The organism is Maribacter sp. MS6 (assembly GCF_056839185.1).
Map to the genome: position 1 here is coordinate 98,704 of NZ_CM166389.1, position 24,946 is coordinate 123,649.

Annotated in this window: 29 protein-coding genes; 12 read left to right on the forward strand and 17 right to left on the reverse strand. The window is 38.0% G+C overall.

What is annotated here, in order from left to right; genetic code table 11:
* Positions 1–13: 13 nt before the first annotated feature.
* The 11 genes from MS6x_RS00530 to MS6x_RS00580 form a co-directional block, all read right to left on the reverse strand.
* Positions 14–2,041 (reverse strand): VWA domain-containing protein, encoded by a 2,028-nt coding sequence (locus MS6x_RS00530; RefSeq protein WP_482604706.1) that lies wholly within the window; start codon positions 2,039–2,041, stop codon positions 14–16.
* Between the two features lie 3 nt (positions 2,042–2,044).
* Entirely contained in the window at positions 2,045–2,170 is a 126-nt protein-coding gene (locus MS6x_RS00535; protein ID WP_482604708.1) for a hypothetical protein, read from the reverse strand.
* Positions 2,171–2,177: 7 nt separating this feature from the next.
* Positions 2,178–2,492 carry a YbjQ family protein gene (locus tag MS6x_RS00540; protein WP_482604710.1) on the reverse strand — a complete coding sequence of 105 codons (315 nt, stop codon included), beginning with the start codon at positions 2,490–2,492 and terminating at the stop codon, positions 2,178–2,180.
* 27 nt (positions 2,493–2,519) lie between these two features.
* Positions 2,520–3,269, reverse strand: a complete 750-nt coding sequence (gene fabG / locus MS6x_RS00545) for a 3-oxoacyl-[acyl-carrier-protein] reductase (RefSeq protein ID WP_482604711.1) — start codon at positions 3,267–3,269, stop codon at positions 2,520–2,522.
* A gap of 184 nt (positions 3,270–3,453) precedes the next feature.
* Positions 3,454–4,326 carry a succinate--CoA ligase subunit alpha gene (gene sucD / locus MS6x_RS00550; RefSeq protein WP_482604713.1) on the reverse strand — a complete coding sequence of 291 codons (873 nt, stop codon included), beginning with the start codon at positions 4,324–4,326 and terminating at the stop codon, positions 3,454–3,456.
* Positions 4,327–4,486: 160 nt separating this feature from the next.
* Positions 4,487–5,428: a UDP-3-O-(3-hydroxymyristoyl)glucosamine N-acyltransferase gene (locus tag MS6x_RS00555; protein ID WP_482604715.1), complete on the reverse strand. Its 942-nt coding sequence runs from the start codon at positions 5,426–5,428 to the stop codon at positions 4,487–4,489.
* A gap of 2 nt (positions 5,429–5,430) precedes the next feature.
* On the reverse strand, positions 5,431–5,997 hold the full coding sequence (gene efp / locus MS6x_RS00560) for an elongation factor P (protein WP_482604716.1): 567 nt from the start codon (positions 5,995–5,997) through the stop codon (positions 5,431–5,433).
* Between the two features lie 51 nt (positions 5,998–6,048).
* Complete coding sequence (lpxA, locus tag MS6x_RS00565) at positions 6,049–6,834, reverse strand: acyl-ACP--UDP-N-acetylglucosamine O-acyltransferase (RefSeq protein WP_482604718.1); 786 nt, start codon at positions 6,832–6,834, stop codon at positions 6,049–6,051.
* A 1-nt stretch (position 6,835) separates the two neighbouring features.
* Complete coding sequence (locus MS6x_RS00570) at positions 6,836–8,239, reverse strand: bifunctional UDP-3-O-[3-hydroxymyristoyl] N-acetylglucosamine deacetylase/3-hydroxyacyl-ACP dehydratase (RefSeq protein ID WP_482604720.1); 1,404 nt, start codon at positions 8,237–8,239, stop codon at positions 6,836–6,838.
* Complete coding sequence (lpxD, locus tag MS6x_RS00575; protein ID WP_482604721.1) at positions 8,236–9,255, reverse strand: UDP-3-O-(3-hydroxymyristoyl)glucosamine N-acyltransferase; 1,020 nt, start codon at positions 9,253–9,255, stop codon at positions 8,236–8,238. Before lpxD ends, MS6x_RS00570 begins: the two co-directional genes overlap by 4 nt.
* 23 nt (positions 9,256–9,278) lie before the next feature.
* A complete protein-coding gene (locus tag MS6x_RS00580; RefSeq protein ID WP_482604723.1) occupies positions 9,279–10,508 on the reverse strand; it encodes an HD domain-containing protein in 1,230 nt (409 codons plus the stop codon).
* A 124-nt stretch (positions 10,509–10,632) separates the two neighbouring features.
* On the opposite strand from MS6x_RS00580, the gene porX reads away from it, so the two are divergent.
* The 6 genes from porX (at position 10,633) to MS6x_RS00610 (ending at position 15,551) form a co-directional block, all read left to right on the forward strand.
* A complete protein-coding gene (gene porX, locus MS6x_RS00585) occupies positions 10,633–12,177 on the forward strand; it encodes a T9SS response regulator signal transducer PorX (protein WP_482604725.1) in 1,545 nt (514 codons plus the stop codon).
* A 66-nt stretch (positions 12,178–12,243) separates the two neighbouring features.
* Positions 12,244–12,654, forward strand: a complete 411-nt coding sequence (gene tsaE, locus MS6x_RS00590) for a tRNA (adenosine(37)-N6)-threonylcarbamoyltransferase complex ATPase subunit type 1 TsaE (protein ID WP_482604727.1) — start codon at positions 12,244–12,246, stop codon at positions 12,652–12,654.
* Between the two features lie 232 nt (positions 12,655–12,886).
* Positions 12,887–13,036 (forward strand): hypothetical protein, encoded by a 150-nt coding sequence (locus tag MS6x_RS00595; RefSeq protein WP_482604728.1) that lies wholly within the window; start codon positions 12,887–12,889, stop codon positions 13,034–13,036.
* Positions 13,037–13,140: 104 nt separating this feature from the next.
* Positions 13,141–13,785, forward strand: a complete 645-nt coding sequence (locus tag MS6x_RS00600) for a hypothetical protein (protein WP_482604730.1) — start codon at positions 13,141–13,143, stop codon at positions 13,783–13,785.
* A 99-nt stretch (positions 13,786–13,884) separates the two neighbouring features.
* Positions 13,885–15,084 (forward strand): alanine dehydrogenase, encoded by a 1,200-nt coding sequence (locus tag MS6x_RS00605; protein ID WP_482604732.1) that lies wholly within the window; start codon positions 13,885–13,887, stop codon positions 15,082–15,084.
* 77 nt (positions 15,085–15,161) lie between these two features.
* Complete coding sequence (locus tag MS6x_RS00610) at positions 15,162–15,551, forward strand: DUF4258 domain-containing protein (RefSeq protein ID WP_482604734.1); 390 nt, start codon at positions 15,162–15,164, stop codon at positions 15,549–15,551.
* 96 nt (positions 15,552–15,647) lie between these two features.
* Here MS6x_RS00610 and MS6x_RS00615 read toward each other — a convergent pair whose 3' ends face one another.
* Positions 15,648–16,814 carry a proline dehydrogenase family protein gene (locus MS6x_RS00615; RefSeq protein WP_482604735.1) on the reverse strand — a complete coding sequence of 389 codons (1,167 nt, stop codon included), beginning with the start codon at positions 16,812–16,814 and terminating at the stop codon, positions 15,648–15,650.
* Positions 16,815–16,937: 123 nt separating this feature from the next.
* On the opposite strand from MS6x_RS00615, the gene aroB reads away from it, so the two are divergent.
* Together aroB and MS6x_RS00625 are read left to right on the forward strand one after the other, a co-directional pair.
* Positions 16,938–17,999: a 3-dehydroquinate synthase gene (gene aroB, locus MS6x_RS00620; RefSeq protein WP_482604737.1), complete on the forward strand. Its 1,062-nt coding sequence runs from the start codon at positions 16,938–16,940 to the stop codon at positions 17,997–17,999.
* 110 nt (positions 18,000–18,109) lie between these two features.
* Entirely contained in the window at positions 18,110–18,445 is a 336-nt protein-coding gene (locus MS6x_RS00625) for a hypothetical protein (protein WP_482604739.1), read from the forward strand.
* On the opposite strand, the gene MS6x_RS00630 is transcribed toward MS6x_RS00625, so the two are convergent.
* From MS6x_RS00630 to MS6x_RS00640, 3 genes are all read right to left on the reverse strand, one after another.
* Positions 18,446–18,961: a DinB family protein gene (locus MS6x_RS00630; protein ID WP_482604740.1), complete on the reverse strand. Its 516-nt coding sequence runs from the start codon at positions 18,959–18,961 to the stop codon at positions 18,446–18,448. It lies immediately after the preceding gene.
* 83 nt (positions 18,962–19,044) lie between these two features.
* On the reverse strand, positions 19,045–19,524 hold the full coding sequence (locus MS6x_RS00635) for an Lrp/AsnC family transcriptional regulator (protein ID WP_482604742.1): 480 nt from the start codon (positions 19,522–19,524) through the stop codon (positions 19,045–19,047).
* Positions 19,525–19,645: 121 nt separating this feature from the next.
* Positions 19,646–20,749 (reverse strand): M14 family metallopeptidase, encoded by a 1,104-nt coding sequence (locus MS6x_RS00640; protein WP_482604744.1) that lies wholly within the window; start codon positions 20,747–20,749, stop codon positions 19,646–19,648.
* A gap of 273 nt (positions 20,750–21,022) precedes the next feature.
* On the opposite strand from MS6x_RS00640, the gene MS6x_RS00645 reads away from it, so the two are divergent.
* From MS6x_RS00645 to MS6x_RS00660, 4 genes are all read left to right on the forward strand, one after another.
* Positions 21,023–21,385, forward strand: coding sequence for a helix-turn-helix domain-containing protein (locus MS6x_RS00645; RefSeq protein WP_482604746.1), 363 nt, complete (start codon positions 21,023–21,025; stop codon positions 21,383–21,385).
* Between the two features lie 62 nt (positions 21,386–21,447).
* Positions 21,448–21,825, forward strand: a complete 378-nt coding sequence (locus MS6x_RS00650) for a hypothetical protein (protein ID WP_482604748.1) — start codon at positions 21,448–21,450, stop codon at positions 21,823–21,825.
* Positions 21,826–21,827: 2 nt separating this feature from the next.
* On the forward strand, positions 21,828–22,622 hold the full coding sequence (locus MS6x_RS00655) for a TerC family protein (RefSeq protein WP_482604750.1): 795 nt from the start codon (positions 21,828–21,830) through the stop codon (positions 22,620–22,622).
* Positions 22,623–22,738: 116 nt separating this feature from the next.
* A complete protein-coding gene (locus MS6x_RS00660) occupies positions 22,739–23,233 on the forward strand; it encodes a MepB family protein (RefSeq protein WP_482604752.1) in 495 nt (164 codons plus the stop codon).
* 206 nt (positions 23,234–23,439) lie between these two features.
* On the opposite strand, the gene MS6x_RS00665 is transcribed toward MS6x_RS00660, so the two are convergent.
* Both MS6x_RS00665 and mscL read right to left on the reverse strand, forming a co-directional pair.
* Positions 23,440–24,399: a sterol desaturase family protein gene (locus tag MS6x_RS00665; RefSeq protein WP_482604754.1), complete on the reverse strand. Its 960-nt coding sequence runs from the start codon at positions 24,397–24,399 to the stop codon at positions 23,440–23,442.
* Positions 24,400–24,507: 108 nt separating this feature from the next.
* Positions 24,508–24,942: a large-conductance mechanosensitive channel protein MscL gene (gene mscL, locus MS6x_RS00670; RefSeq protein WP_482604756.1), complete on the reverse strand. Its 435-nt coding sequence runs from the start codon at positions 24,940–24,942 to the stop codon at positions 24,508–24,510.
* Positions 24,943–24,946 lie beyond the last annotated feature (4 nt).

The window sequence follows — 24,946 nt, forward strand, 5'->3', positions numbered from 1 at the left end:
TTGTTTTTAAGTTTTAAATTAATCCATTATACTTTCTAATAAACCACTCCATTGAAAACGCCAATGCTATTAGGCCTAAAAGAACTTTAAAATCAATCAAAGATACACTATTTTCCGTGCTTTTCTGGGTAGGAACAAAGGCTTGGGAAGAAATTAACGCTGTAATTATTTCCTCATAATCAGAAGAAAAAGCATGGCTTCCACCTGTGTTTTGAGCAAGCGCTTGCATCTTTTTATAATTACTGGAAACAAATTGTTTTTCCAGATCAAAATTGGAGATTGTAAATACGCCCGTTTGCTTATAATTTACTCCAATAACCTTCACTGTAAATTCGTATTCCCCGGCGCCTAAATTAGTTAAATCTGCTTCAAAAAAATCGTTTTTCAACACCATCGGAATCGTTTGAACATCTTTGGTTTCCTTATTCATTACAGAAATATCTATTCGTGCATTAGGATCAAAGACATAGGTTTCGTCAAAATAAGTAGCAGAAATATATGCCGTATTGCTTCCTTCGTAATTGTAACTGTAGGTTACGTTCAAGCGGTCTTTTCTGCTATTGTCAGATAGGTAACGAATCAATTTACCCATGAAGTCATTTATATTTGAAAAGTCACCAGTATTTCTAAATGACTGTACGCGCCATTTCCATACACCTTCTCCAGTTAACAGTGCTTTTTTCCTCGTGCGTTCACCAAATACGGTCAATAAAGGTGACTTCATATCCAAGCCTTTTATCGTACTTCCCAATAGAGTTTCATTGGCACTATTGAAAACTAAAGGACCTGCATCACTGTTCAACGGCGGGAAATCATTTACATCGAATTCCATAATGTCAAATTTGGAAAAACTAGTATTCAAGCTACCGAAAACCTCTTGCTGAGGATAACCACTTTCTATTTTGAAATCTTGTTGAATACGATTCAAAAAACCAAAATCGGTATGTAAACCTGTCACGATAAATACATTGGATTGTTTTTGTTCAATGAACTCAAATACCTTTTTAAATGCAGCGTTTGGCTGATATAGAACAAAGACATCTGCTTCCTCAAAAATCTGTGGGTTTGCCAACGGCTTTAATAAAACTACCTGCCGTTGTTCATTACTTTCAATACTTTTTTTAATGGCTCCTAAATCTGGATGCAAGATATCCGAAACTAGAGCCACGGTTGTTTTTTCATTAATAACTTCGACTGCCGTTTCACGTGTATTATTTGTAATGTTACGCTCCGTAGCTAAAGGTTTGACAGTTACGCTTATTGTTTTTACCCCGATCGAATTTGCTGTGATGAGGGTATTGATGGTTTGAAAATTGTTATTCTTGGATAGCTCTATGTTTTCATTATAAACAGATACGCCATTTACCTTAATTTGTAGGTTTGCATCAACCGTATTACCTCCCTGGTAAGACACGTAGGTCTCCAAAGGGTATTTATTATTCAAAAAGGCATATTTATTGGTATTGATAGGTCCAACGCTTAGGTCTTCGTATTTTGTTGTATCACCAACAGTTATCGTAAAAATAGGAGGTGATTTTAATTCCTTGGTATAGGCATAGTCTCTTCCTAAATTTTGATTGCCATCAGAAATAAGAACCAGCGCCGTATTTCTTCTTGCATAAACGTCCTTTAAGGCTGCTATTGGTTTTTGAATATTGGTTTGCGCATCAGAAAAAGTAAGACTGTCCAAGGGACGTAAACGTTGTCCAAATAGATAGAATGCCATATCAAAACGCTCCGCTAATTCTTTCTTCTGGTCAAAAACCGCCCTTATTTCTTTTACTTTTTCCGCGACCATGCTTATAGAGGTAGAATTATCTATGAGAACGGCCAAGTTTGGTTTTTCCAAGGTGTAGTTCATCTTGGAAAACTTTGGATTTATAAGTAAAAGCAATACACCAAAAATACCAACAAACCGAAGTAGAGAAAGCGCAAAAAGCACTGTTCCCTTTTGCTTTCCACGAAAATAGTATTGAAAATATACTACGGTTACGGAAAACAGTGCAGCTAAAATTATAAGTAGTACCGTACTTGTTTGCATAGGCTAGTTCTCTCGCTTCTCAAAATCTTCCTTTGTCCTGTCCTCTAGCCGCTTAAAAACAAGGTAGATTAGCACACAAAATACTCCTCCATAGATCAATAACAGCACCATAGCGGAGAAATATGCCATCACATGCTTATTTTAATTTAACCGCTGTGCCATAAGCTAACATTTCAGCAGCTCCTTGCATCACTTGGGAGGTAGTAAATCGTACATTTACAACTGCATGAGCATCTAAATTCTGGGCGTCGTCCAACATACGCTTGATTGCTTGCTCCCTGGATTGCGCTAATAGTTTGGTATATTCAGAAATCTCACCTCCAACAATATTCTTTAACCCGGCAAACAGGTCACGACCAATGTTTCTTGCCCTAACGGTGCTACCGCGTACGGTTCCTAAGGACTCCATTATTTCCCTACCGGCAATGGTTGACGTGGTAACGTATATCATAATCTGGTTTTTAATCAATTATAGCTATTAGGTGAGCATGCCACCGTCTACATTTAGCACTTGACCTGTAACGTAGGCCGAAAGGTCTGAAGCAAAAAATAAACAGGCATTCGCAATATCCTCTGTAGATCCACCGCGCTTTAGAGGTATGCCATCTCTCCAACCTTGAACGGTCTTTTCATCGAGCTTATCCGTCATTTCAGTTTCAATAAAACCAGGAGCGATAGCATTGCAACGAATATTTCTAGACCCTAGTTCCAAGGCTACCGATTTGGTAAACCCAATCATTCCGGCTTTTGATGCAGCGTAGTTTGTCTGCCCTGCATTTCCTTTAACACCAACAACACTGCTCATGTTTATGATAGAACCCTTTCTTTGCTTTAATAGCGTCCTTTGCACAGCTTTGGTCATATTAAACACCGATTTAAGGTTGATATCTATTACGGCATCAAAATCCGCCTCGGACATGCGCATCAAAAGATTATCTTTCGTAATCCCAGCATTATTGATCAAAACATCTATTACACCGTCAAAATCTTTCAATACTTGGTTAACCAATACATCAGCTTCCTCAAAATTTGCGGCATTACTCTTATATGCTTTTGCTTTGACCCCTTTAGCGGAAAGTTCCTTTTCTAGGGCCAATGCAGGCGCCTCACTAGAACTATATGTAAAAGCAATATTAGCTCCGTGGTCCGCGAATACTTTAGCGATTCCCATTCCAATGCCTCGGCTTGCACCGGTAATAATTACATTCTTTCCTTCAAGTAGTTTCATTTATTTGATTTTTGACACTTAAATATATTGATTAGCGAGGTTATTATAGCGTTTCTTACCAGATTTATTACTTACGACTTTTCCCAGAAGCCCCTATTGGCAAACAAAAATCCATCGACTTAAATATAAGACCGATGGATTCATTATTCTCATTTATTGTAAACACGTTCACACAAAACGAGTATTAAGCCATTACTTCTTTTACTTTAAGTCCAATTTCGGCGGGAGAATCAACGACATGAATACCACATTCACGCATAATTCTCTTTTTTGCCTGTGCGGTATCATCACTGCCTCCAACGATGGCACCTGCGTGCCCCATAGTTCTTCCTGCTGGTGCAGTCTCGCCAGCTATGAATCCAACGATAGGCTTTTTACTCCCACTTGCTTTGTACCACTGTGCAGCATCGGCTTCTAGCTGTCCACCAATTTCTCCGATCATTACAACACATTCGGTCTCTGGGTCGTTAATCAATAATTCAACAGCTTCTTTGGTAGTAGTCCCTATAATTGGATCACCACCAATACCTATGGCGGTGGTGATTCCCAATCCTTGACGAACAACTTGATCAGCTGCTTCGTATGTTAACGTTCCTGATTTGGATACAATTCCGATATTCCCTTTTTTGAAAACAAAGCCTGGCATAATACCAACTTTCGCTTCTCCTGGAGTAATTACCCCTGGGCAATTAGGACCAACGAGCCTACAGTCCATATTCTTTATGTAATCGGCAGCCTTTACCATATCTGCAATAGGAATACCCTCTGTAATAGTTATTATTACCTTGATTCCTGCATTCGCCGCCTCCATAATCGCATCTGCAGCGAACGCTGGTGGTACAAAAATGATAGTGGTATCTGCCCCTACTTTATCAACTGCCTCGGATACCGTATTAAAAACAGGTTTCCCCAAATGTTCTTGACCACCTTTGCCGGGTGTTACGCCACCAACAATGTTGGTTCCGTATTCAATCATTTGCTCTGCATGGAAAGTACCTTCACTTCCGGTAAATCCTTGTACAATTATTTTGGAATCTTTATTAACTAAAACACTCATACTGCTGTTGATTTTTATTTTTAATAGACAAAAATATAGGTTTGGCAATGAATACTAAAGTATTCTGCTTCTTATTTACTCGATAATCGAGAATTAAATACTCCAACATCTAACTCTAGGTATGAGGTTCGTTCTTTTTTATTAGTTTGTGGACTCATAGCTAAGTTAGTTTAGTATCAATCTTTTTAATTAGTTCGGGAATCTTCTTTATGTAGGCCAATTGTTTTAATTTTTCTCTTGATTCCTCTATCGGTGTACCAAAATAACTCTTCCCTCCCGCTACAGATTTGGTAACCCCTGTTTGCCCCATTATTACAGCATTTTTTCCGATGGTAATTCCGCTATTGGTTCCAACTTGTCCCCAAAGGGTAACCTCATCCTCTATAATAACGCATCCTGCAATCCCAGTTTGCGAGGCTATCAAACATTTTTTTCCAATAATTGTATCGTGCCCCACATGGACTTGATTATCCAACTTTGTTCCTTCCCCTATTGTCGTATCTCCAGTTACTCCCTTATCCACGGTACACAAGGCGCCAATGTCTACAGAGTCCTCAACAACCACACGACCACCAGAACGCAATTTATCATACCCTTCTGGCCGCTTCTTGTAGTAAAAGGCATCCCCGCCCAGCACTGTACCCGCATGTATAGTAACGTTGTTACCAATAACGGAATTATCATAAATACTTACGTTGGAGTGGATAACGCAATTAGCACCTATAACCACATGGTTCCCAATAAAAACATTAGGTTGGATTACAGTGTTCTGTCCAATTTTAGCGGTACTTGCAATAGCCTGGTTTGCTGCTTTAAAAGGTCTAAAATAATTAGTAAGGGTATTAAAATCCCTAAAGGGGTCTTCAGAAATCAATAACGCTTTGCCTTTAGGGCAATCTACCTTCTTATTAATTAAGATAACGGTAGCCTTAGACTGCAATGCTTTATCGTAATACTTAGGGTGATCCACAAAGACAATATCCCCTTCCGTTACCACATGAATTTCATTCATACCCAAAACCAGAAAATCGTCAGGCCCCTCGAAAGAACATCCAATGATTTCTGCTATTTGTTTTAACGAAAAGGTGGTAGGAAATTTCAAACTTACTCTTTTACACGCTCCATATAGGAACCATTTGAAGTATCTATCTTTATTTTGTCTCCTTCATTTATGAATAAAGGTACGTTTACTTCAGCCCCGGTTTCCACCTTCGCCGGTTTCGTTGCATTTGTAGCTGTATTTCCTTTTACACCAGGTTCTGTATACGTTATCTCCAAAACTACGCTAGCTGGCATATCAACCGATAGCGGTAAACTATCCTCTGTGTTAAACATAATTTTAACTATCTCCCCTTCTTTTAAAAGTCCCGGAGCATCTAAAGCACTTTCTTGAAGGGTAATTTGATTGTAATCATCCGTATTCATGAAATGATAGGTCTCTCCCTCTGCATATAAAAACTGGTATGAGCGGGTCTCTACCCTCACATCTTCTATTTTATGGCCTGCAGAAAAAGTATTGTCCAGTACCTTTCCAGTAGCTACGCTTTTCAATTTTGTTCGCACAAATGCCGGACCTTTACCAGGTTTAACATGTTGAAAGTCAATAATTTTATAGATATCGTTGTTATATCTTATACAAAGTCCTTTTCTGATATCGGATGTAGATGCCATTTCTATTTTAATTAATGAATTTATAAGTTGATGATTATTGTAATGTAATACTTAGTTGTTGCTAAAATAGCCTTTCATAATACCCCGCTGCGAATCCCTAATAAATTGAAGGATTTCATCTCGCTCCGGTGTCGCTTCCATTTCAGCCTCAATAATTTGTACGGCCTGGGTATTATTGTAATTTTTCTGATACAGTATTCTGTAAATATTTTGGACTTCTCTAATCTTTTCAGAGGTAAAACCCCTTCTTCTTAACCCAACGGAATTGATACCCACATAAGATAAAGGTTCCCGGGCCGCTTTTACATAGGGCGGAACGTCTTTACGAACCAAAGAACCCCCAGTAACAAACGCATGCTGACCGATAGATACAAATTGATGTACGGCCACCAACCCAGCAAGGATAACATTATCACCGATTGTAACATGACCTGCCAAAGTAGAATTATTGGAGAAAATACAGTTATCACCTACAAAACAATCGTGAGCAACATGGCAATAGGCCATAATTAGACAGTTCTTGCCAATGACGGTCTTCATCCTATCCGATGTTCCTTTATGAATAGTTGCACATTCGCGAATGGTTGTGTTATTTCCTATAACGACAGTCGTATCCTCACCGTCGTATTTAAGGTCTTGCGGTGGTGCTGAAATTACGGCACCCGGAAAAATATTGCAATTCTTTCCAATTCGCGCACCTTCCATGATGGTCACATTGGAACCGATCCAAGTTCCGTCACCGATTATTACATTATTATGAATGGTAGTAAAGGGTTCTACTACTACGTTCTTAGAAATTTTTGCTCCAGGATGGATGTAAGCCAATGGCTGATTCATGCTATGTTCTTTTAACTATTTGCGCCATCATTTCTGCTTCACTTACCAATTTATCGTTGGCATACGCATAGGCTTGCATATGGCATATTCCACGCCTAATTGGGGTGATTAAGCTACAATGGAAAATTAAAGTATCACCAGGCAAGACAGGTCTTTTAAATTTAACCTTATCTATTTTCATAAACAAGGTTAGATAATTTTCGGGATCTGGTACTGTACTAAGTACCAATATACCACCTGTTTGCGCCATCGCCTCTACCTGCAAAACACCTGGCATTACCGGAGCGCCTGGAAAATGCCCCACAAAAAAGGGTTCGTTCATGGTAACATTTTTCATTCCAACAACATGCTGCTCCGAAAGTTCCAGAATACGGTCTATTAAAAGAAACGGAGGTCTGTGCGGTAGCATGGCCATGATTTGATGGATATCCATAAAAGGCGGCAAGCTTAGATCGTACTTAGGAACATTGTTCCTTTTTTCCAACTTAATAATATTAGAAAGCTTTTTTGCAAACTGGGTATTTACAAAATGTCCCGGTTTGTTTGCAATCACTTTTCCTTGTATCCGCGTTCCCGCTAAAGCCAGGTCTCCAATCACATCTAAAAGTTTATGACGGGCGGCCTCATTGGGTTGGTGCAAGGTAAGATTATCTAGAATTCCGTTTGGTTTTACAGAGAGCTTCTTTTTATTGAAAGCTTTCTCTAATTTTTTCATGGTTTCTTCCGAAATCTCCTTATCCACATATACAATAGCGTTGTTTAGATCACCGCCCTTAATAAGTCCGTTTTCCAGCAACATTTCTAACTCATGAAGAAAACTAAAGGTACGGGCATCTGCAATTTCTGTCTTAAAATCGGAAATGTGTTCCAAAGTGGCATTTTGAGTACCTAGAACTTTAGTTCCAAAATCGACCATAGTGGTTACTTGGTACTCATCTGAAGGTATTACGGTTATTTCACTACCTGTGGCTTCATCTTTATAAGAAAGCACTTCTTTTACAACATAAACGTCACGCGTTGCTTTTTGCTCTACAATACCCGCTTCTTCCAAGGCGGCTACAAAAAATTTGGAGGAACCGTCCATGATGGGTGGCTCTGGAGCATCTAGTTCTATTAGCACATTATCTATTTCCAGTCCTACCAAAGCTGCTAAAACATGTTCCGAGGTCTGTATTTTCACACCTCTTTTTTCCAGATTGGTACCCCGTTGTGTGTTGATGACGTAGTTCGCATCAGCTTCTATAATGGGTTGGCCTTCCAAATCAATTCTTTTAAAGGCATATCCATGGTTCTCCCCCGCTGGTAAAAATTTAAGCGTAACGTTAGCACCGGTATGTAAGCCTACACCTGTAAGAGAAACTTCTTTCCCTATAGTACGTTGCTTTTCTGTTGTTGTCTTAATCATCCTTCCTTTTTTTCAAGGTTATCTATTCTGTTGATTATTTTCGGTAAGTTTTTAAAATAAACATAGGACTTATTGTAGTCCCCATAGTTTAACGCAGGAGATCCCTGTAAGACTTCATGATCTTTTACATTTCTTCCTATTCCGGATTGGGCCTGGATTTTAACGTAATCACCAATAACAATATGACCAACAATTCCTACTTGACCGCCAATCATACAATGTTTTCCGATTTTTGTAGAACCTGCAATACCAGTCTGAGCTGCAATTACCGTGTGTTCTCCAATTTCTACATTATGGGCAATTTGTATCTGGTTATCCAACTTTACTCCTTTTCTTAAAATAGTAGATCCTAAGGTGGCACGGTCTATAGTAGTACCGGCACCAACATCTACATTATCCTCTATAACAACATTACCCGTTTGTGGAACCTTATTGAATTCTCCTTTACTGTTAGGGGTGAATCCAAAACCATCGGCACCGAGAATGGCACCACTATGTATTACGCAGTTCTTACCAATTGTAGTTTCAGAATATATTTTTGCTCCGGCAAACACAGTTACACCATCACCAATGGTTACGTTCTCCCCAATATAGACATTAGGGTAAATCTTTACATTATTACCAATTTTTACATTGTCACCCAAATAAGAAAATGCTCCTAAATAAAAGTCTTCCCCGTATGAAGCGGTATCCGATTTAAAGACAGGGGCTTCTAGGCCTACTTTGGTATGTTTTGCCTGATTATAATAGTGCAATAATTTCGAAAAGGATTCGTATGCATCGGCTACTTTTATAAGCGTAGTGGTATACGCTTGCTCTGGAACAAAATCCTTATTCACTATAGTAACGGAAGCTTTGGTGTTGTAGATAAACGTAGTGTATTTAGGGTTAGCCAAGAATGTCAAAGACCCTTTTTCCCCCTCTTCTATTTTTGAAAGTTTATGAACGGCTACCTCTGCATTTCCTTGTACTTCGCCCTCTAAAATGTCTGCAATTTGACCAGCTGTAAATACCATGGGAGCAAAAGTAAGAAAAATAGTTAAACGGCATCTTTGGGATAGCAGATATAATACTTGGTTACGGTTTTGGATAATGCATTCAAATTTAAGTGATCTGATAATTTGGCGACATCAACAATTTTTCCGTTTTTTCTCAATATGTTAATATTCTGTTCATAACGGTCATACGCTTTGTTCTCTAATCTACCTTGGAATACAAAGTAGCTTGTTTCCTCGTCACTCAGATGATACTCATTCTTAAGCTCTTGGAATTTTTGTTTAAATCGATTCTCGGATATGGGTTCTTTCTTTATTTTAATGTGTAATAAACGCCTGTTTATAATCATTTTACAAAGTTCGGAAAGCACAAAATCATCCATATGCTGCCAATCCTTAATTGCCGAAAGAATATCTATATCATCCAGTTGTGCAAAAATATCGAGTGTTTTGGCATCAAAATTATTTTTATTGACCGCGGTTGATAAAAAATATACCAATGAACTGCTCGCGCGTAGTTGAAACCCTTCCGAAATGAGATATCGTGCCCGTTTTAAAATACTAATTAGCAATTGTTCGGCCACAACCCCGGTCTTATGCAGGTAGGCCTGCCAGTACATAAAACGCCTCGCCATTAGAAATTTTTCTACAGAATAAATACCCTTTTCTTCTACAACTAACTGGCCATCTACAACATTGAGCATGGTGATAAGCCGATCTGAATTGGTATTGCCCTCTGCTACGCCCGTATAAAAACTATCACGTTTTAGATAATCCAACCTATCTATGTCCAACTGACTACTTACAAGCTGATTTAGAAATTTTCTAGAGTGATTTCCTGAGAAGATAGCGAGAGCAACAGTTAAACTTCCGTTAAATAGCGTGTTGAGTTCCTGCATAAATTTAGTGGAAATATACTCATGGCTTACGCCTTCTACTATACTGTGTTCCATGGCATGCGAGAAAGGACCATGCCCAATATCATGCAACAGTATGGCGCACAGTAAGCCCTGCTCCTCTTCGTTAGAAATAGCAACCCCCTTAAAACGAAGCACTTGAATAGATTTTTGCATCAGATGCACACAACCCAATGCATGGTGAAATCGTGTATGATGCGCTCCAGGATATACGAGATAAGAAAGTCCCATTTGAGAAATTCTACGCAGCCTTTGAAAATAGGGATGCGCAATAAGATCAAATACTAAGGGGTTCGGGATTCTAATAAATCCGTAAATTGGATCATTGAATATTTTAAGTTTATTTGATTTGGACAAAGTCAATTTTATTTGAAATCAACATCAAAGTTATGCAATTGTAACAACAAGTAAGGTTGCAGGCACATAGTTCTAAAAAAATCAACAAGTCCGTAATCAATAGTATAAAAGCACTGACAATAGGATGAACAAAATTAAAATACTTTGGGTAGATGATGAGATCGATTTGCTAAAGCCACATATTTTATTTTTAGAAGGCAAGGGCTACGAGGTAATTACTTCTCAAAGTGGACGAGAAGCCTTAGAAGAATTAGAAGAGACTAGTGTCGACATTGTTTTTTTGGATGAAAACATGCCTGGTATTTCTGGCCTAGAGACTTTGAATGAAATAAAGGTAATGAACGCCTCCATTCCGGTAGTGATGATTACAAAAAGTGAGGAAGAATTTATCATGGAAGAAGCCATTGGCTCTAAAATTGCAGACTACCTCATTAAACCCGTCAACCCAAACCAGATTTTACTGTCGCTAAAAAAGAATTTAGATCATTCCCGTTTGATATCGGAGAAAACCACAAGTAATTACCAGCAAGAATTCCGCAAGATTGCTATAGATCTATCCATGGTAAATTCTTATGAAGAATGGGCAGAACTCTATAAGAAACTAATTTACTGGGAACTACAATTAGAACAAATTGAAGATAGTGGCATGTTCGAGATTTTGGAGTCCCAAAAAGTGGAAGCCAACAACCAATTTGGGAAGTTCGTTGATAAAAATTATGAAGACTGGTTTTCAAATTCCGATGCTCCGATACTATCCCATACCTTGTTTAAAAAATGGATCGCACCAGAATTAAAAGATTCCAAAACACTATTGGTTGTGGTAGACAATCTAAGATATGACCAGTGGTATGCATTTGAGGATACGGTAAACACATTTTACAAAAAACAAAAAGAGAAAAGCTATTTCAGTATATTGCCTACAGCTACCCAATATGCCAGGAACGCCATATTCTCTGGACTAACCCCTTTGGATATGGAAAAAAAGTATCCAAATTGGTGGAAAAACGATACGGACGAAGGTGGCAAAAACCTATTTGAGGCTGAATTTTTAGAAGAACAACTAAAGCGACTTGGCTTGAACCTTAATTGGGATTACCATAAAATAAGCAGTTTAAAACAAGGCAAACACCTATCCCAGAATTTTAACTCCCAAAAGGATAAGGACTTAACGGTAATCGTTTATAATTTTGTGGATATGTTGTCCCATTCCAAAACGGAGATGGAGGTTATAAAAGAATTGGCATCTAATGATAAAGCCTATCGTTCCCTGACACAAAGCTGGTTCAAAAACTCGCCTTTGTTAGAAATTATTCAGCAAGCGCAACGAATGGGCATGAAACTTATTATTACCACAGACCATGGTACCATTAACGTAAAGTCTCCTTCAAAAGTGGTGGGAGACCGGGATACCAGTGCCAACCTGCGCTATAAAACAGGAAGAAGCCTTACTTATGAAGACAATGATGTACTGGCAGCCAAAGACCCCAAAAGTATTTATTTACCTACCATCAACATGAGCAGTTCCTATATTTTTGCCAAAAACGATCTGTTTTTTGCCTATCCTAACAATTACAACCATTATGTAAGTTATTACAGAAATACCTACCAACACGGTGGCGTTTCCCTAGAAGAAATGATTATCCCTTTTGTGGTGTTGGAACCTAAGTAAATCATGAAGTAGAAGAATTAACTTTTTTATGGAACCCCTTATATTTTTCAATTTCAGCTTTTTCGAATGAAATCTATTGTATACCAAGAAAATAATATTAAGGAGATAGCTAATAAAATAATAAAAACAGCTACCTCAAAATGTTTGGCCTTTTACGCCCCTATGGGTGCTGGCAAAACTACACTAATAAAAGCCTTAGTCTCAGAATTAGGCAGCTTGGATACAGTTAGCAGTCCAACATTTGGACTGGTAAATGAATATCATGATCCCAACGGAGCAGTATTGGCCTACCACTTCGATTTTTACCGGTTAGAAGATGAAATGGAGTCTATGGATATGGGATTAGAAGATTATTTACATTCCGGTGTTTGGATTTTTATGGAATGGCCAGAAAAGATTCCAAATTTAATTCCACCAGATACAATGAATATCAACATTGAAATCCTGTCCCCTACGGAGCGAAGAATTTCGTTTTAGGATCCAAACTTTTATAACCGATATAGCAAACAAACTACTAAAGGGTTTACTTACCACCAACTGCACCTCTTTTTTTATTGTATTTTTTCGACGAAATACCTGATTTTCGTTAAAATGTAGGTTTTAAACGTTAAAATACACGTTTTTTACGTTTAAAAGCATGATGAGTGTACTTTATTTCTTACATTTGACGTAGACATTATAAGTTAATACTCAAAAACCCCTAACGAAAATGAAAAACAAAAAGAACATTTTAGCTTCCATCGCCTTGGGAATTTTTCTTTTAGGCACTGTTGCTCCAGCAATCACGATTGATAAGGACACGCTTACTACTGGTGTGGATAAGACAAAGGTTAAAATTCCTAATAGGAAAGACAGATAGAATTAAATATCAAAAAAATATAAAGGGCAATCAATAAATTGCCCTTTTTTTCGTTTCCTTATTATTGTTCCCAAACTAGAATGATAATGAGGAAAGGTCTAACAGTGAAAAGAAAAAAAGCCAAGTATAGAATTATTATAGATTCTGCTATGGTTTTTTTTGTGGTCATGGCCCCTTTTGTTTTTAAAATACATGAGTATCTTCCTAGAAATCCAAACGAGACATTTGAGTTTTTAGGCTTCTCCTTAGGTCAGAATCAATTCGCAGATGTAAGTACCTACGTTTGGTTTTTACTGGGTAAATTCATACCATTGTACCTTCTGGCCATTTGGTTTTTCACTTGTAAACATTGGTGGTATCATGCAATACTCATACCAATAACGATGTACGCTTTCCAAATTTTTGAAGTTGTCTACTCGGAGGATAAGTATGTTGATAGCGAAAACATATTATGGCTTTTGCCCATATGTATGGTAATTATCCCCTTCGTTTACTTTGTGAGGGTAAAGTTATATGATAAATATGTTCACGGCATAGACCTTGAAGCCATCGATGCCGAACTTGAGGCGTTGAAAGCTAAGAATGAAGTTAACACCGTTAGTGACATTCTAGATGAAAATGTAGACAATCCTACCAATGAATCTATTGCAGATGAGCTAGACCGTAAATTATCTACCCGAAATTTGGAACAAGCAGCGAAGCAGTTTCAGCTGCGATTACAAAATCTTTTTGATTTTAATAACAAATAACGGACTTTAGCACACCCTGTACTATACCCAAAGAATTTTAGTTAAAAATTGTACATTTGATGTAAACACCTGTTTTTGGGATTTAGTCAGTTTGTACCTATGAATCAACCTTCATCACCCTTTAGTAAACAGCAATTGCTTCCCCAGGAAGAAACCTTAGAAATCTTAAAACAAAAAGGCGAACTCTTTATTGGATTACCCAAGGAGAATCAATACCAGGAAAAACGAATATGCCTTACCCCAGATGCGGTAAATGCGATTACCTCCAATGGACATCGCGTACTTATCGAGTCGGGTGCGGGAAAAGGCGCCCATTTTTCGGACCTCGATTATACCAATGCCGGTGGTGAAATAACAAAAGATACCGCCAAAGTATTTGGTTGTCCCCTACTATTAAAAGTGGAGCCACCCACCCTTGCAGAAATCGGTATGATCAATCCCCAAACGACCATAATATCTGCTTTACAGATAAAAACACAAAAAAAATCCTATTTTGAGGAATTGGCCCGTAAACGAATTACGGCTATCGCTTTTGAATATATAAGGGACGAAGATGGCAAATTCCCAGCGGTACGTTCCTTGAGCGAAATTGCAGGAATTTCTTCGGTACTTATCGCGTCGGAGTTAATGTCTGCCAGCAATAAAGGCAATGGGCTCATGTTCGGCAACATAAGCGGCGTTCCTCCCGTTGAAGTTGTTATCATTGGTGCAGGTACCGTAGGAGAATTTGCAGCACGATCTGCTATTGGATTGGGTGCCAACATTAAAATATTTGATAATTCCATTACAAAACTTCGCAATATACAGACCCATCTAAAACAAACGGTGTACACCTCTACGTTACAACCTAAGAATTTGCTAAAGGCTTTAAAGCGTTGTGATGTTGCGATTGGGGCTACCCGTGGCAAGGACAGATCACCAGTGGTAGTATCCAGCACCATGGTAGAACACATGAAAAAAGGAGCCGTTATCATTGATGTAAGTATTGATACCGGAGGTTGTTTTGAAACTTCAGAAATTACATCGCACAATAAACCCACCATAGAAAAATATGGCGTTTTACATTATGGAGTTCCCAACATTCCGTCTAGATATCCAAAAACGGCAACGGTTTCCATTAGCAATATTTTCACCCCATATCTGCTTAAAATTGGTGAAGACGGCGGATTGGAAAATTCGCTCCGTTTTGATAAGGGACTGCGAAACGGACTATACATGTACCATGGAATACTTACCAATAAATCGGTTGGAGAATGGTTCGATTTGCAGTATAGCGACATCAACTTCCTCATATTTTAGATTAGCCCTAGTGTTTCTTTCCCTGTCCGCAGGAAAACCATAATTTTACATCGGTTTAACTATAACTGTATACTTATATGCCATTTATTAAACGGTTGGGATTTTATTTGTTAGGAGTTTCTATAGGGGTTATATTTTTAGCCTTCTTCTTTAAGAAAAAAACAGAGGATACCGGGGTGTATTTCTGTTACTTTCCCAATTGCAGGACCTTAAAGGATATACGCTCTAAACCTATGCAATATTCAGATGCGGTTAAAGTACAGTTACAAAACAAAGAACTGGATACGACGGACATCGTTGGACTTCTTACCAACGGAGATGTTGACTTTGGACGTAGTCAAACTAAAACTGCTCCTTGCAAGACCTATATCGTTGAAGGCGAAATTAAGGATAAGGAAATGATTGCAACGGTACGAAATTGCAGTGAAAAAGCTATCCTTGAAAGTATTGTTCCCAATACGGATTAATGTATAGCCATAACAAACACCAGTACTGCTATGGACTGTCAATACGGCAGTTAGGACTTAAAAAGAGCAACCTGACGTAGGGCGTTGTTAACCTGCCTATATCTTTCTCCGCTTCCGTTCTTTTTTAAGCAAAGAAAGCTCTCTAGTGGTCTGCCCTGCAACAGAAGTATTTTCTTCCGCTCGCCTTATCAGGTACGGCATCACGTCTTTTACCGGGCCAAAAGGCAAATATTTGGCCACATTGTAACCCTTGGCCGCAAGATTAAAGGAAATATGATCGCTCATACCATATAGTTGTCCAAACCAAATACCCGCATGGTCTTTGGGTATTTCCTTTTCTTGCATCAAGTCTATTAACTTTAAGCAACTTTGCTCGTTGTGCGTTCCCGAAAAAATGGAAATAGCACCTAAATTAGCTACCATGTACGCTATTGTATCATCAAAATTCTTGTCGGTTGCTAATTTAGAGGGACATATAGGTGTGGGATAGCCCTTTTCTAAAGCTCTTTCGTTCTCCTTTTCCATGTAAGCACCTCGCACGACTTTCATCCCAATTTTGAATCCTTCTTGTTCTGCCTTTTTATGAAGTTCCTTTAGGTAGGGCAATCTATCCCATCTGTAGGTCTGAAGGGTATTAAACACAATAGCTTTTTTCTTGTTGTATTTCTGCATCATTTGGGTTGCCAGGTCGTCTGCGGCATCCTGCATCCAACTTTCCTCCCCATCTATCAATAAGGAAACATCCAAGTCATACGCCTTCTTGCACACTTTGTCAAACCTATTTACGACACGCTGCCATTCTGCAGTTTCGAGCGCTGTAAGTGGTTTCTTTTCTCCTATTTTTTGATACAACGCAAACCGTCCGAAGCCCGTGGGCTTAAAAACAGCAAAAGGAATGGCTTCTTTTTCTTTTACAAAGTCCAGTATTTTGAGAATGGTAGCGGTAGCATTGTCAAACGGGTCTTCTTCTTCCTTACCCTCAACCGAATAATCCAGTACGGAACACACTTTTTTTTCATAAAGCCGATCCACAACGGGCAAACAATCCTCCTCGCTTACACCTCCACAAAAATGGTCGAAAACCGTTGCCCGGATGAGTCCTTCTACTGGTAATTTTGCCTTAAGGGCAAAATTTGTCATTAACGTACCCATTTTCACCAAAGGCTCATTAGCAATCATCTTAAAAAGGAAGTAGGCACGTTCCAATTCGGAATCCGTTTTTAACGAGAAGGCGGTTGCGGTATCCTCAAAAATTCTATCCATAAATAGCAATATTTTTACCTCTCAAATATAATCACAGAAATTCTATTCTTTTAATTAAAAATAACCTTTATTTTGTAGGCAGAACAAAGGCAATCACAGCCTTTTGATTAACCTTATATTTTTATGGAGTCTATTATTTCTGATGCTTATGCCGTACATTTTAACACAACTGCCTTTGCATCACTCAATACGCATCTGAAGCAGGCAAACTATTCTATCATTTTTATCCTGGTTGACGAAAATACCCATGACCTCTGTTTACCAAAATTTATGGCTCAAATTTCAGGGGACTATCACTTTGAAATTATTGAGATTGAATCCGGTGAAATCAACAAAACCATACAAACATGTCTTGGAGTTTGGGAAGCACTTTCCGAATTAGGTGCAGACCGCAAAAGCCTTGTTGTTAATTTAGGTGGCGGTGTATTAACCGATTTAGGTGGTTTTGTAGCATCAACTTTCAAGCGCGGAATAAATTTTATAAATGTACCCACTACCCTGCTTTCCATGGTTGATGCTTCCGTTGGCGGGAAAACCGGAGTAGATTTAGGGTCCTTAAAAAATCAGATAGGTGTCATTAATCAACCTGCCATGGTATTGGTCATCACCGATTTTTTAGACACCCTAGAAGAACGCCAAGTTACCAGCGGTTTTGCAGAAATGCTAAAGCATGGCCTTATCCGGGACGAGACTTATTGGGGCAATTTAAAGGCAACAACTAGCTTAGAGGAGATTAAAGAACAGATTTTACCATCTATAATCATAAAAAACAAAGTTGTTTTACAGGACCCGACCGAGCAAGGATTGCGTAAAATTTTAAATTATGGCCACACCTTGGGCCATGCGGTAGAATCATATCGTTTGGAAAGCAAAGAAACCGACACCTTACTTCATGGTGAGGCTATAGCCATAGGGATGATTCTGGAAGGCTATCTTTCCCATAAACTAACTGGACTCGAACTCACTGCGTTAGAAGATATTAAAAACACGTTTCTAGGTTATTACGACAAAGTGGTTTTTACTACAAAGGAGATAGACCAGATTATAGAACTTATGAAATATGACAAGAAGAATTCACACGGTAAAATCAATTTTGTTCTTCTCAACACTATCGGTAAAGCAGAAATAGATGTTACCGCGCACGTTGATTTGGTGCGCGAATCGTTCGCATACTACGCTCAATAAAAAGTTCATGTACTAAAAAGTAGTGTTTCACAACTCTTTACCGACTACAATCATTTAAATAACTAGATTAGTTGAAGGAATAAACCAACCTAATTTAAACTAACCTAGTTATGTTAAGACGTTTAATCGATTACAAAAAATTAGACCACGAACTGGCCAACCTGTTAATTGACACTTACCCACACGGCTATGGAGATGAGGACATTATTGATTTTAAAAATCAGCACGGAGATGTTGTTGAGGCTGTAGAACTGCGAACTCCTGACACGCTTTATTTGGTAAAAATCAGTAAAAGTCTCTCCAATTTCATAGCCAATTTTGAGGAGAACATAGAAAAAGAACTCGAATCAAAAACACCTGAACAGATTATGGATAGCGAAGATTTAGATACGGAAATAGAACTAGATTTAAGTGCAGAAATGGAAGAATTTCCCGATTTGGATTAATTAACTATAGCGCTCTTCCAGAATCCTTGCATGATGCTTTAGGTGACCGCTAATTACAAAACCCAAGGCAGCAACACTCCAAGGCATAGCGCTCGCATTACCAATATACCCTAGTTTTTCTTTGGACATGCGTCTAAACAGAGTTAACGTAGCTTCTCGCACCGCTAAAAATTCTGTAACAATATCTTCCTTAGTACGTTTTTCGCTTTCCGATTTCCTGACATAATCCTCATGATCAAATCCCGGTAAAGGCGTCTGATCGTTTTTGGAAAAACGAAATGCCCTATATTGAAAAATACGTTCGGTATCGGTAATATGAATGAGCACCTCTGCAATAGTCCATTTATTTGGACCATACGAATAGGCAAGTTTTTCAGCAGTTAGGCCTGAAGTATACGCAATAAACCAATCCCTACTACTTTCCAGGGCTTCCATAAGGCTTTCATCTCCTACCATATTCAAATAGGTAGCATAGAAATGATTAAATTCATTTTTATTAAGTTCCGATAATTTCATAATACCCATATTTGGTTTAAAACAACAAAAAAGCTCAATCGTAGTTTTCACAATTGAGCCTCAGTTTCTACTTTTAAAAATTTTTACAACTCATTAAAAATTCGGTGCATCAAACGCTTTTTATCGTTGAAGCTTTCTTCCAATGATATCATGGTTTCTGTTCTGCTAATACCTTCAATATCGTCAATTTTGAAAATGATATTCTTTGCATGCGTGGTATCCTTAGCCCTTATCTTACAAAAGATATTGAATTTACCCGTTGTGATGTGCGCAATCGTAACATTCGGAATTTGATTTAAACGCTCCAACACAAACTTGGTCTGATGCGTTTTCTCTAAAAATATATCTACATACGCTATAAATGCATAGCCCAATTTCACATAATCCAAGGTTAGGGAAGAACCCTTAATGATACCAGCTTCTTCCATCTTCTTTACACGCACGTGAACGGTTCCCGCGGAGATCAATAATTTCTTTGCTATATCCGTAAAAGGTGTTCTGGTATTATCGATTAGCATATCCAGAATCTGGTGGTCTATTTCGTCTAGTTTAACTTTACCCATGACTGCTTATTTTTTTACAAAATTAAAACATTATCAAATTAAATGTAAAGAATCTCTCATTTTTTTAAATTAAATGTAACGTAACTACGGTTTAGAAAGAAAATATTGAGCAAAATAGCAGTTAAAAAAGCGATAGAACGGCATGTTGATCTAACCACAATCTATCCGCAGTTTGGCCTGCATCTTTAGTTACATGACCGTACAGCGCTTTTGTCGATGACAAATTTGTCATGATTTTAGGTACAAATTGAACATGCTCTCCTTCCAATTTTTCTTGAAACAGTACCGCTACTTCCGCTCCCGATGCCAAACTGGCATTAAGAACGTGCGCATTCTTAATCAAAACATCACAAAACAATTGATGATTGTTAGGAATAGCTTGGTAATCATTAACCGTAAACTCCTTGAACTTTTCATTTTGAATTGATCTAATCACTTCCATCAAGGCTCTGTGTACATACTTTCTAGTCACTTCACGTTCATAGTCCATTGGATAATGTCCCGCTTCGAACAATATCGTAGGCGTTTGTCGCATTTGAAAAGCATCCCCAACACAATTAGCATTAAAACTATCGTCATACCTACCTACCTGACCAGGTATCTCTTCTTGTAAGCGATTATTCATGGCCGCAATAAGTTGCATACTAATAATTCTAGATTTCGAAAGGTTTCGTTCTTCGTCAAATGCAGGTGCTAGAAAAGAAATCGTTGCTGGTTTTTTGGTTTCACCAACGTTAAATATCGTTCGTTGGTCGTGAAGGTTAAAACAGTAATGTGGCTTAAAATCAATATACGTGGACTTTAGTACTTTGCTTTCGGGTTGTGACAAATCTTGCGCATCCCTGTTCAAGTCGATTTGATTTGCATTTACCCGCGTATAGGCTTTCGCTCCATCAGGATTGAGGATTGGAATCATTTTTAGTGTAACATGTTCCAGAATACTTTTGGAGTCGCCTAATTGCAATTTTAAATAGTTGATTAAATCCAATACCGCTTTTGTGGTCGTAGATTCATTGCCGTGCATTTGGGACCACATGAGAATTCGTTTTGGACCCGTACCAACTGTAACCGAATAAATAGGATTTCGTTGAACCGAAGTTCCCAAAGTCTCTACATGAAAAGAAGCGCCTAAGCTATGCAGGTAATTCACAATATGGCTATTGGTGACATATCTTCTGTTAATTTGGGTCACTTTAAAATCGCTATAATTAATATCTTTCATCATGTATCATTTACACTAATTCTACAAAAATACAATTGTTAAAAGTTACATTTGTAAACAATTATGTCGCATTTAAACGGCATGAATCCAACTTAAAAAATCATAATCGTAAACATAATTATTATATAGTTTAAAATACATTTTATTATCTTAATAATCAATTATATAAACATACATATTGAAAGTATAAGATTAATTAATATCGACAAATTTGAACTGAATTTATGTATGTAAACATCTGTAAACCTACAGAATTGTGTAATTTTGTAAACGGATATGGATATTGAAGAAATCAATTTAAGAATCGCGAAAATTTTAAAGCACTATGAGCTTTCTGCATCTTCTTTTGCGGACAGTATCAGCGTACAACGCTCCAGTATTTCGCACCTTCTTAAAGGACGAAACAAGCCAAGTTTGGAATTCGTTTCCAAACTAGTTCAGGCCTACCCCGAGGTAGATTTGTATTGGTTATTATATGGTCAAGGAGAATTTCCAAAAGCACTTTCTACAATAGCAACGCCTCAAAAAACACTAACCCCAAAATCAAATACCCCTACACCTACCACGGAAAAAGAGATAGAAAAAATACTATTGTTTTATACGGACGGCACTTTCTCCACCCACAAACCTACATCCTAGTGCTATAAAAATACTGCTATCTAAACCACCAACAAAAGGTCTATTTTCATTACTTTGCAGTCATGATCAAAAACGCACTTTTCACCTTTATCACCGTTGTGCTGTTAGCTTCGTGCTACCAGCCCGAGCGTAACTGCAAGGACTTTAAGACCGGAACTTATTTATTCAACTATGAAGTAGGGGATTCTATAAAAACAGGGAAATTTATCCGTGGGCCCGAATACAGCGTCGATTATTATGAGGGGAAAATTGACAGTGCTAGTATCAGATGGTTCAACGATTGCGAATTTATCCTACAGGACATCAACAGTAAGACCGCCATCCATTATAAAATTATCAGCACTACGGATAGTTCTTATACCTTTAAATACAACAAAGCGGTAAAAGACCCCAATAAGGAACTGGATGTAAGAACCGCTACCGCCTATAAAACCAACTAACCATGTTTGAAATTTTCACCACCCCAGAAGCCTGGATGGCACTGTTCACGCTTATTCTACTAGAAGTGTTCGTAAGTATAGACAATGTTGTCTTTATATCGTTCGCTACGGAAAAGCTACCAAAAGGAACACAAAAGAAAGCCATCTACAGCGGGTTCGCCTTGGCTATTCTCCTGCGCATTCTGTTGCTGTTTTCCATAACCCTGCTGCTTTCTCTTAAAAAGCCATTTTTACTGCTAGATACGGATTGGATTTCCGCTAGCCTAAGCGTGCAAAGTTTATTACTTTTTATGGGCGGATTATTTCTGCTGTACAAAGGCACAAAAGAGCTCATAGAAAAAATTGAGGATAGACGGCATGATGAGCGGGAGGTAAAACGGGAGCGCGCCACCAGCTTCTCAAAGGCACTTACCCAGCTATTCGTCATCAACATGGTATTTTCTTTGGATTTTGTCCTTAGCGGTGTAGGATTGACGCATGGTATTACGACGGACGATTATGACGCCTTGGTCATTATCCTACTAGCAGCGTTGCTTTCGCTATTTTTAATGATATCTTTTGCCAAAAAATTAAATGCGCTGGTAGAGAAACATCCTTCTTTAAAAGTCTTGGGACTGGCCTTTATGCTATTAATTGGATTTACTTTGGTTGCAGATGCCGCTCACACCTCACATATAACCCTCTTAGAAAGTACTGCTAACGCATTATCAAAAGGATACCTCTATTTTGTTATGATTTTTTGTGCGCTAATTGTGGTTATAGAATTATTTCGAAAAAAGAAAAGTGTTGCTGAATAATATGAAGAAAGTAGATAATACAGGTACGGAATAGCCAGTGAACTTCGGATATGATTTGTTTTACGTAATTCTGAAAAAAATCTGTAAGCCATTGGAACGGTAAGCTAAGACTAAAAATGAACGGTAATTTGAACCAAATAAAAACGGAAGTTTATGAAAAATGCGGACTAACCATGTTAGACTTCCAAATTGACTTGGAAAGTAAAGAATATGACGCGTGCCGATTTGGATTAAATGGACGAAGAATACTAAGTCGGAGTTCTAAAATTACGCCAAAAAAAATTGGACAGTTTGTGACGTTCTGGAAACGGAATGTAAATGGACAGATAGAACCTTTTGACGAATCTGAACGGATTGATCTTTATATTGTGAATGTCAGAACCGAAGAAAAATTAGGGCAATTTGTTTTCCCTAAATCCGTACTGATTAAAAAAGAAATAATCTCAACAGCCAAAAAAGAGGGAAAAAGGGGTTTTCGAGTTTATCCTAATTGGGACATTGCGAAAAATAAGCAAGCTGAGAAAACTCAAAAATGGCAGTTGGATTATTTTTATGAAATTAACGATTCCACAGACTTTAATAAAGTGATGGAATTGTATACTAATGATTAATTACACAGAAATCACTACTTACAAAAAAGACGGATGTAAAACTTAGCTGTTATAAGATTTTCAAACGGTTTCTGCTTATATGGTTAATCCGAAAATTTAGTGTTTTTGACAATGCTACGTTTCATTTACAAGACCCTTCACATTAGAATTAGTTTCGGAATTCAATACCATAGCAAAGCAATTTCAAATGCTACGGTTTCCTCTAATTAATTTGGTCTGTTAAAAGCGACCCCTGGATTCTTGTTCTTTTGCTCTCTAAACATTCGTTGTTGCTGCTTTACAGTCATGGTACTACCGTCATGGCTCCAGCCCGGAGGACCAAAAATGTACATGAGCTTATCCCCTATTTTACTGGATTTTTTGGTGTCGTTCCAAATATCCTTGAATTCATGGGTCAAAATAACAATGGGGTTGTTAGAGTTAGGCGCGTGTATGACACCATATTTCACATCAATAGAATCGTCCAAAGGTAACCAGGTGCCAAACATTCTATCAAAAATATTTAGGAAACCTCCGTGATTTTTATCCAAATACTCCACGTTCTGCGCATGATGTACTTGGTGCATCGTATGTGTATTCATGAATTTTTCAAAAATCCCAAGCTTGGGAAGCAACACTGTATGCAGCTGAAACTGCCACAACGCCTCTATACCTAGGCAGAACACTACCATTTCTGGTGCAAAACCAAGTGCTGGCATCCACATGTAGAAAAAAGGCTTATATAATAAGGTGAACCAACCGTTACGAACGGCTGTACCCAAATTAAAGTTGTCCGATGAATGGTGTACAATATGTGCCGCCCACAAAATACGAATCTCGTGATTGGCCCTATGAAACCAATAGTAGGTGAAATCGTCCGCTAGTTGACATAACAACCAAACATACCATGCATATCCAAAAGAGGTATATCCCAAAACATTTGTTCGTACGCCATCTACAACAGGATTAAACACATCGTAAACAAAGGTGAAAATTACAATTGCGGAGACAACCTTTAAAAGTGCGGCAAGAATTGCAGAGCCAACCCCCATAAAACCACTGGCAAAAAGGTCTTTCCAATCGTACAGATCATGATGTTCGTCATGGTTTTTGCTATACGTAAGTTCTAGAAGGATAAATATTATAAAACAAGGTGCGCCATACACCAGTGGGTTTGTTAAATCCATTTCTTAAATTCAATTTTTTTTAAATATAGCTATTACTACACCGAAACAACAACTTGTTTGATCTTTGGGGTTTCAACCATTCCTAAATCAAGTGCAAGCCTAAACAAGCTATTCTTTTTTTGATTTTTTTAAAATCTGATTTTGTTCCGTCATCAGTTTTTCAAGATTGGAAAGCAATTCTATTTGTTTAGGGGTTTCCACTTCGGCATTACTTGGGTCCTCGGCCTTATCCTTGAATCGGTTTACAAACTTTAGCACTACAAAAATAGTGAAGGCAACTATAGCAAAGTCTATAATTACCTCTAAAAATTCACCATAACCAATAGCGACCTCCTCCATGCTGTCCGTAGCATTTCGCAACACCATTTTTTTATTACTAAGATTTACACCATCTGTGAGTAAGGAAAGTGGTGGCATCACCATTTTTTTAACCAGAGTATTTACCACATTGTTAAAAGCAGTTCCAATGATAATACCGATCGCCATATCGATCATATTACCCTTGACTGCAAAATTCTTAAACTCTGTAAAGAGACTTTTCATACAC

Excerpts from the sequence above, each read along its gene's own strand:
- MS6x_RS00530 (WP_482604706.1), bottom strand. The coding sequence starts at position 2,041 with ATGCAAACAAGTACGGTACTACTTATAATTTTAGCTGCACTGTTTTCC.
- MS6x_RS00535 (WP_482604708.1), bottom strand. The coding sequence starts at position 2,170 with ATGGCATATTTCTCCGCTATGGTGCTGTTATTGATCTATGGAGGAGTA.
- MS6x_RS00540 (WP_482604710.1), bottom strand. The coding sequence starts at position 2,492 with ATGATATACGTTACCACGTCAACCATTGCCGGTAGGGAAATAATGGAG.
- fabG (WP_482604711.1), bottom strand. The coding sequence starts at position 3,269 with ATGAAACTACTTGAAGGAAAGAATGTAATTATTACCGGTGCAAGCCGA.
- sucD (WP_482604713.1), bottom strand. The coding sequence starts at position 4,326 with ATGAGTGTTTTAGTTAATAAAGATTCCAAAATAATTGTACAAGGATTT.
- efp (WP_482604716.1), bottom strand. The coding sequence starts at position 5,997 with ATGGCATCTACATCCGATATCAGAAAAGGACTTTGTATAAGATATAAC.
- lpxA (WP_482604718.1), bottom strand. The coding sequence starts at position 6,834 with ATGAATCAGCCATTGGCTTACATCCATCCTGGAGCAAAAATTTCTAAG.
- MS6x_RS00570 (WP_482604720.1), bottom strand. The coding sequence starts at position 8,239 with ATGATTAAGACAACAACAGAAAAGCAACGTACTATAGGGAAAGAAGTT.
- lpxD (WP_482604721.1), bottom strand. The coding sequence starts at position 9,255 with ATGGTATTTACAGCTGGTCAAATTGCAGACATTTTAGAGGGCGAAGTA.
- porX (WP_482604725.1), top strand. The coding sequence starts at position 10,633 with ATGAACAAAATTAAAATACTTTGGGTAGATGATGAGATCGATTTGCTA.
- tsaE (WP_482604727.1), top strand. The coding sequence starts at position 12,244 with ATGAAATCTATTGTATACCAAGAAAATAATATTAAGGAGATAGCTAAT.
- MS6x_RS00595 (WP_482604728.1), top strand. The coding sequence starts at position 12,887 with ATGAAAAACAAAAAGAACATTTTAGCTTCCATCGCCTTGGGAATTTTT.
- MS6x_RS00605 (WP_482604732.1), top strand. The coding sequence starts at position 13,885 with ATGAATCAACCTTCATCACCCTTTAGTAAACAGCAATTGCTTCCCCAG.
- MS6x_RS00610 (WP_482604734.1), top strand. The coding sequence starts at position 15,162 with ATGCCATTTATTAAACGGTTGGGATTTTATTTGTTAGGAGTTTCTATA.
- MS6x_RS00615 (WP_482604735.1), bottom strand. The coding sequence starts at position 16,814 with ATGGATAGAATTTTTGAGGATACCGCAACCGCCTTCTCGTTAAAAACG.
- aroB (WP_482604737.1), top strand. The coding sequence starts at position 16,938 with ATGGAGTCTATTATTTCTGATGCTTATGCCGTACATTTTAACACAACT.
- MS6x_RS00625 (WP_482604739.1), top strand. The coding sequence starts at position 18,110 with ATGTTAAGACGTTTAATCGATTACAAAAAATTAGACCACGAACTGGCC.
- MS6x_RS00630 (WP_482604740.1), bottom strand. The coding sequence starts at position 18,961 with ATGAAATTATCGGAACTTAATAAAAATGAATTTAATCATTTCTATGCT.
- MS6x_RS00635 (WP_482604742.1), bottom strand. The coding sequence starts at position 19,524 with ATGGGTAAAGTTAAACTAGACGAAATAGACCACCAGATTCTGGATATG.
- MS6x_RS00640 (WP_482604744.1), bottom strand. The coding sequence starts at position 20,749 with ATGATGAAAGATATTAATTATAGCGATTTTAAAGTGACCCAAATTAAC.
- MS6x_RS00645 (WP_482604746.1), top strand. The coding sequence starts at position 21,023 with ATGGATATTGAAGAAATCAATTTAAGAATCGCGAAAATTTTAAAGCAC.
- MS6x_RS00650 (WP_482604748.1), top strand. The coding sequence starts at position 21,448 with ATGATCAAAAACGCACTTTTCACCTTTATCACCGTTGTGCTGTTAGCT.
- MS6x_RS00655 (WP_482604750.1), top strand. The coding sequence starts at position 21,828 with ATGTTTGAAATTTTCACCACCCCAGAAGCCTGGATGGCACTGTTCACG.
- MS6x_RS00660 (WP_482604752.1), top strand. The coding sequence starts at position 22,739 with ATGAACGGTAATTTGAACCAAATAAAAACGGAAGTTTATGAAAAATGC.
- MS6x_RS00665 (WP_482604754.1), bottom strand. The coding sequence starts at position 24,399 with ATGGATTTAACAAACCCACTGGTGTATGGCGCACCTTGTTTTATAATA.
- mscL (WP_482604756.1), bottom strand. The coding sequence starts at position 24,942 with ATGAAAAGTCTCTTTACAGAGTTTAAGAATTTTGCAGTCAAGGGTAAT.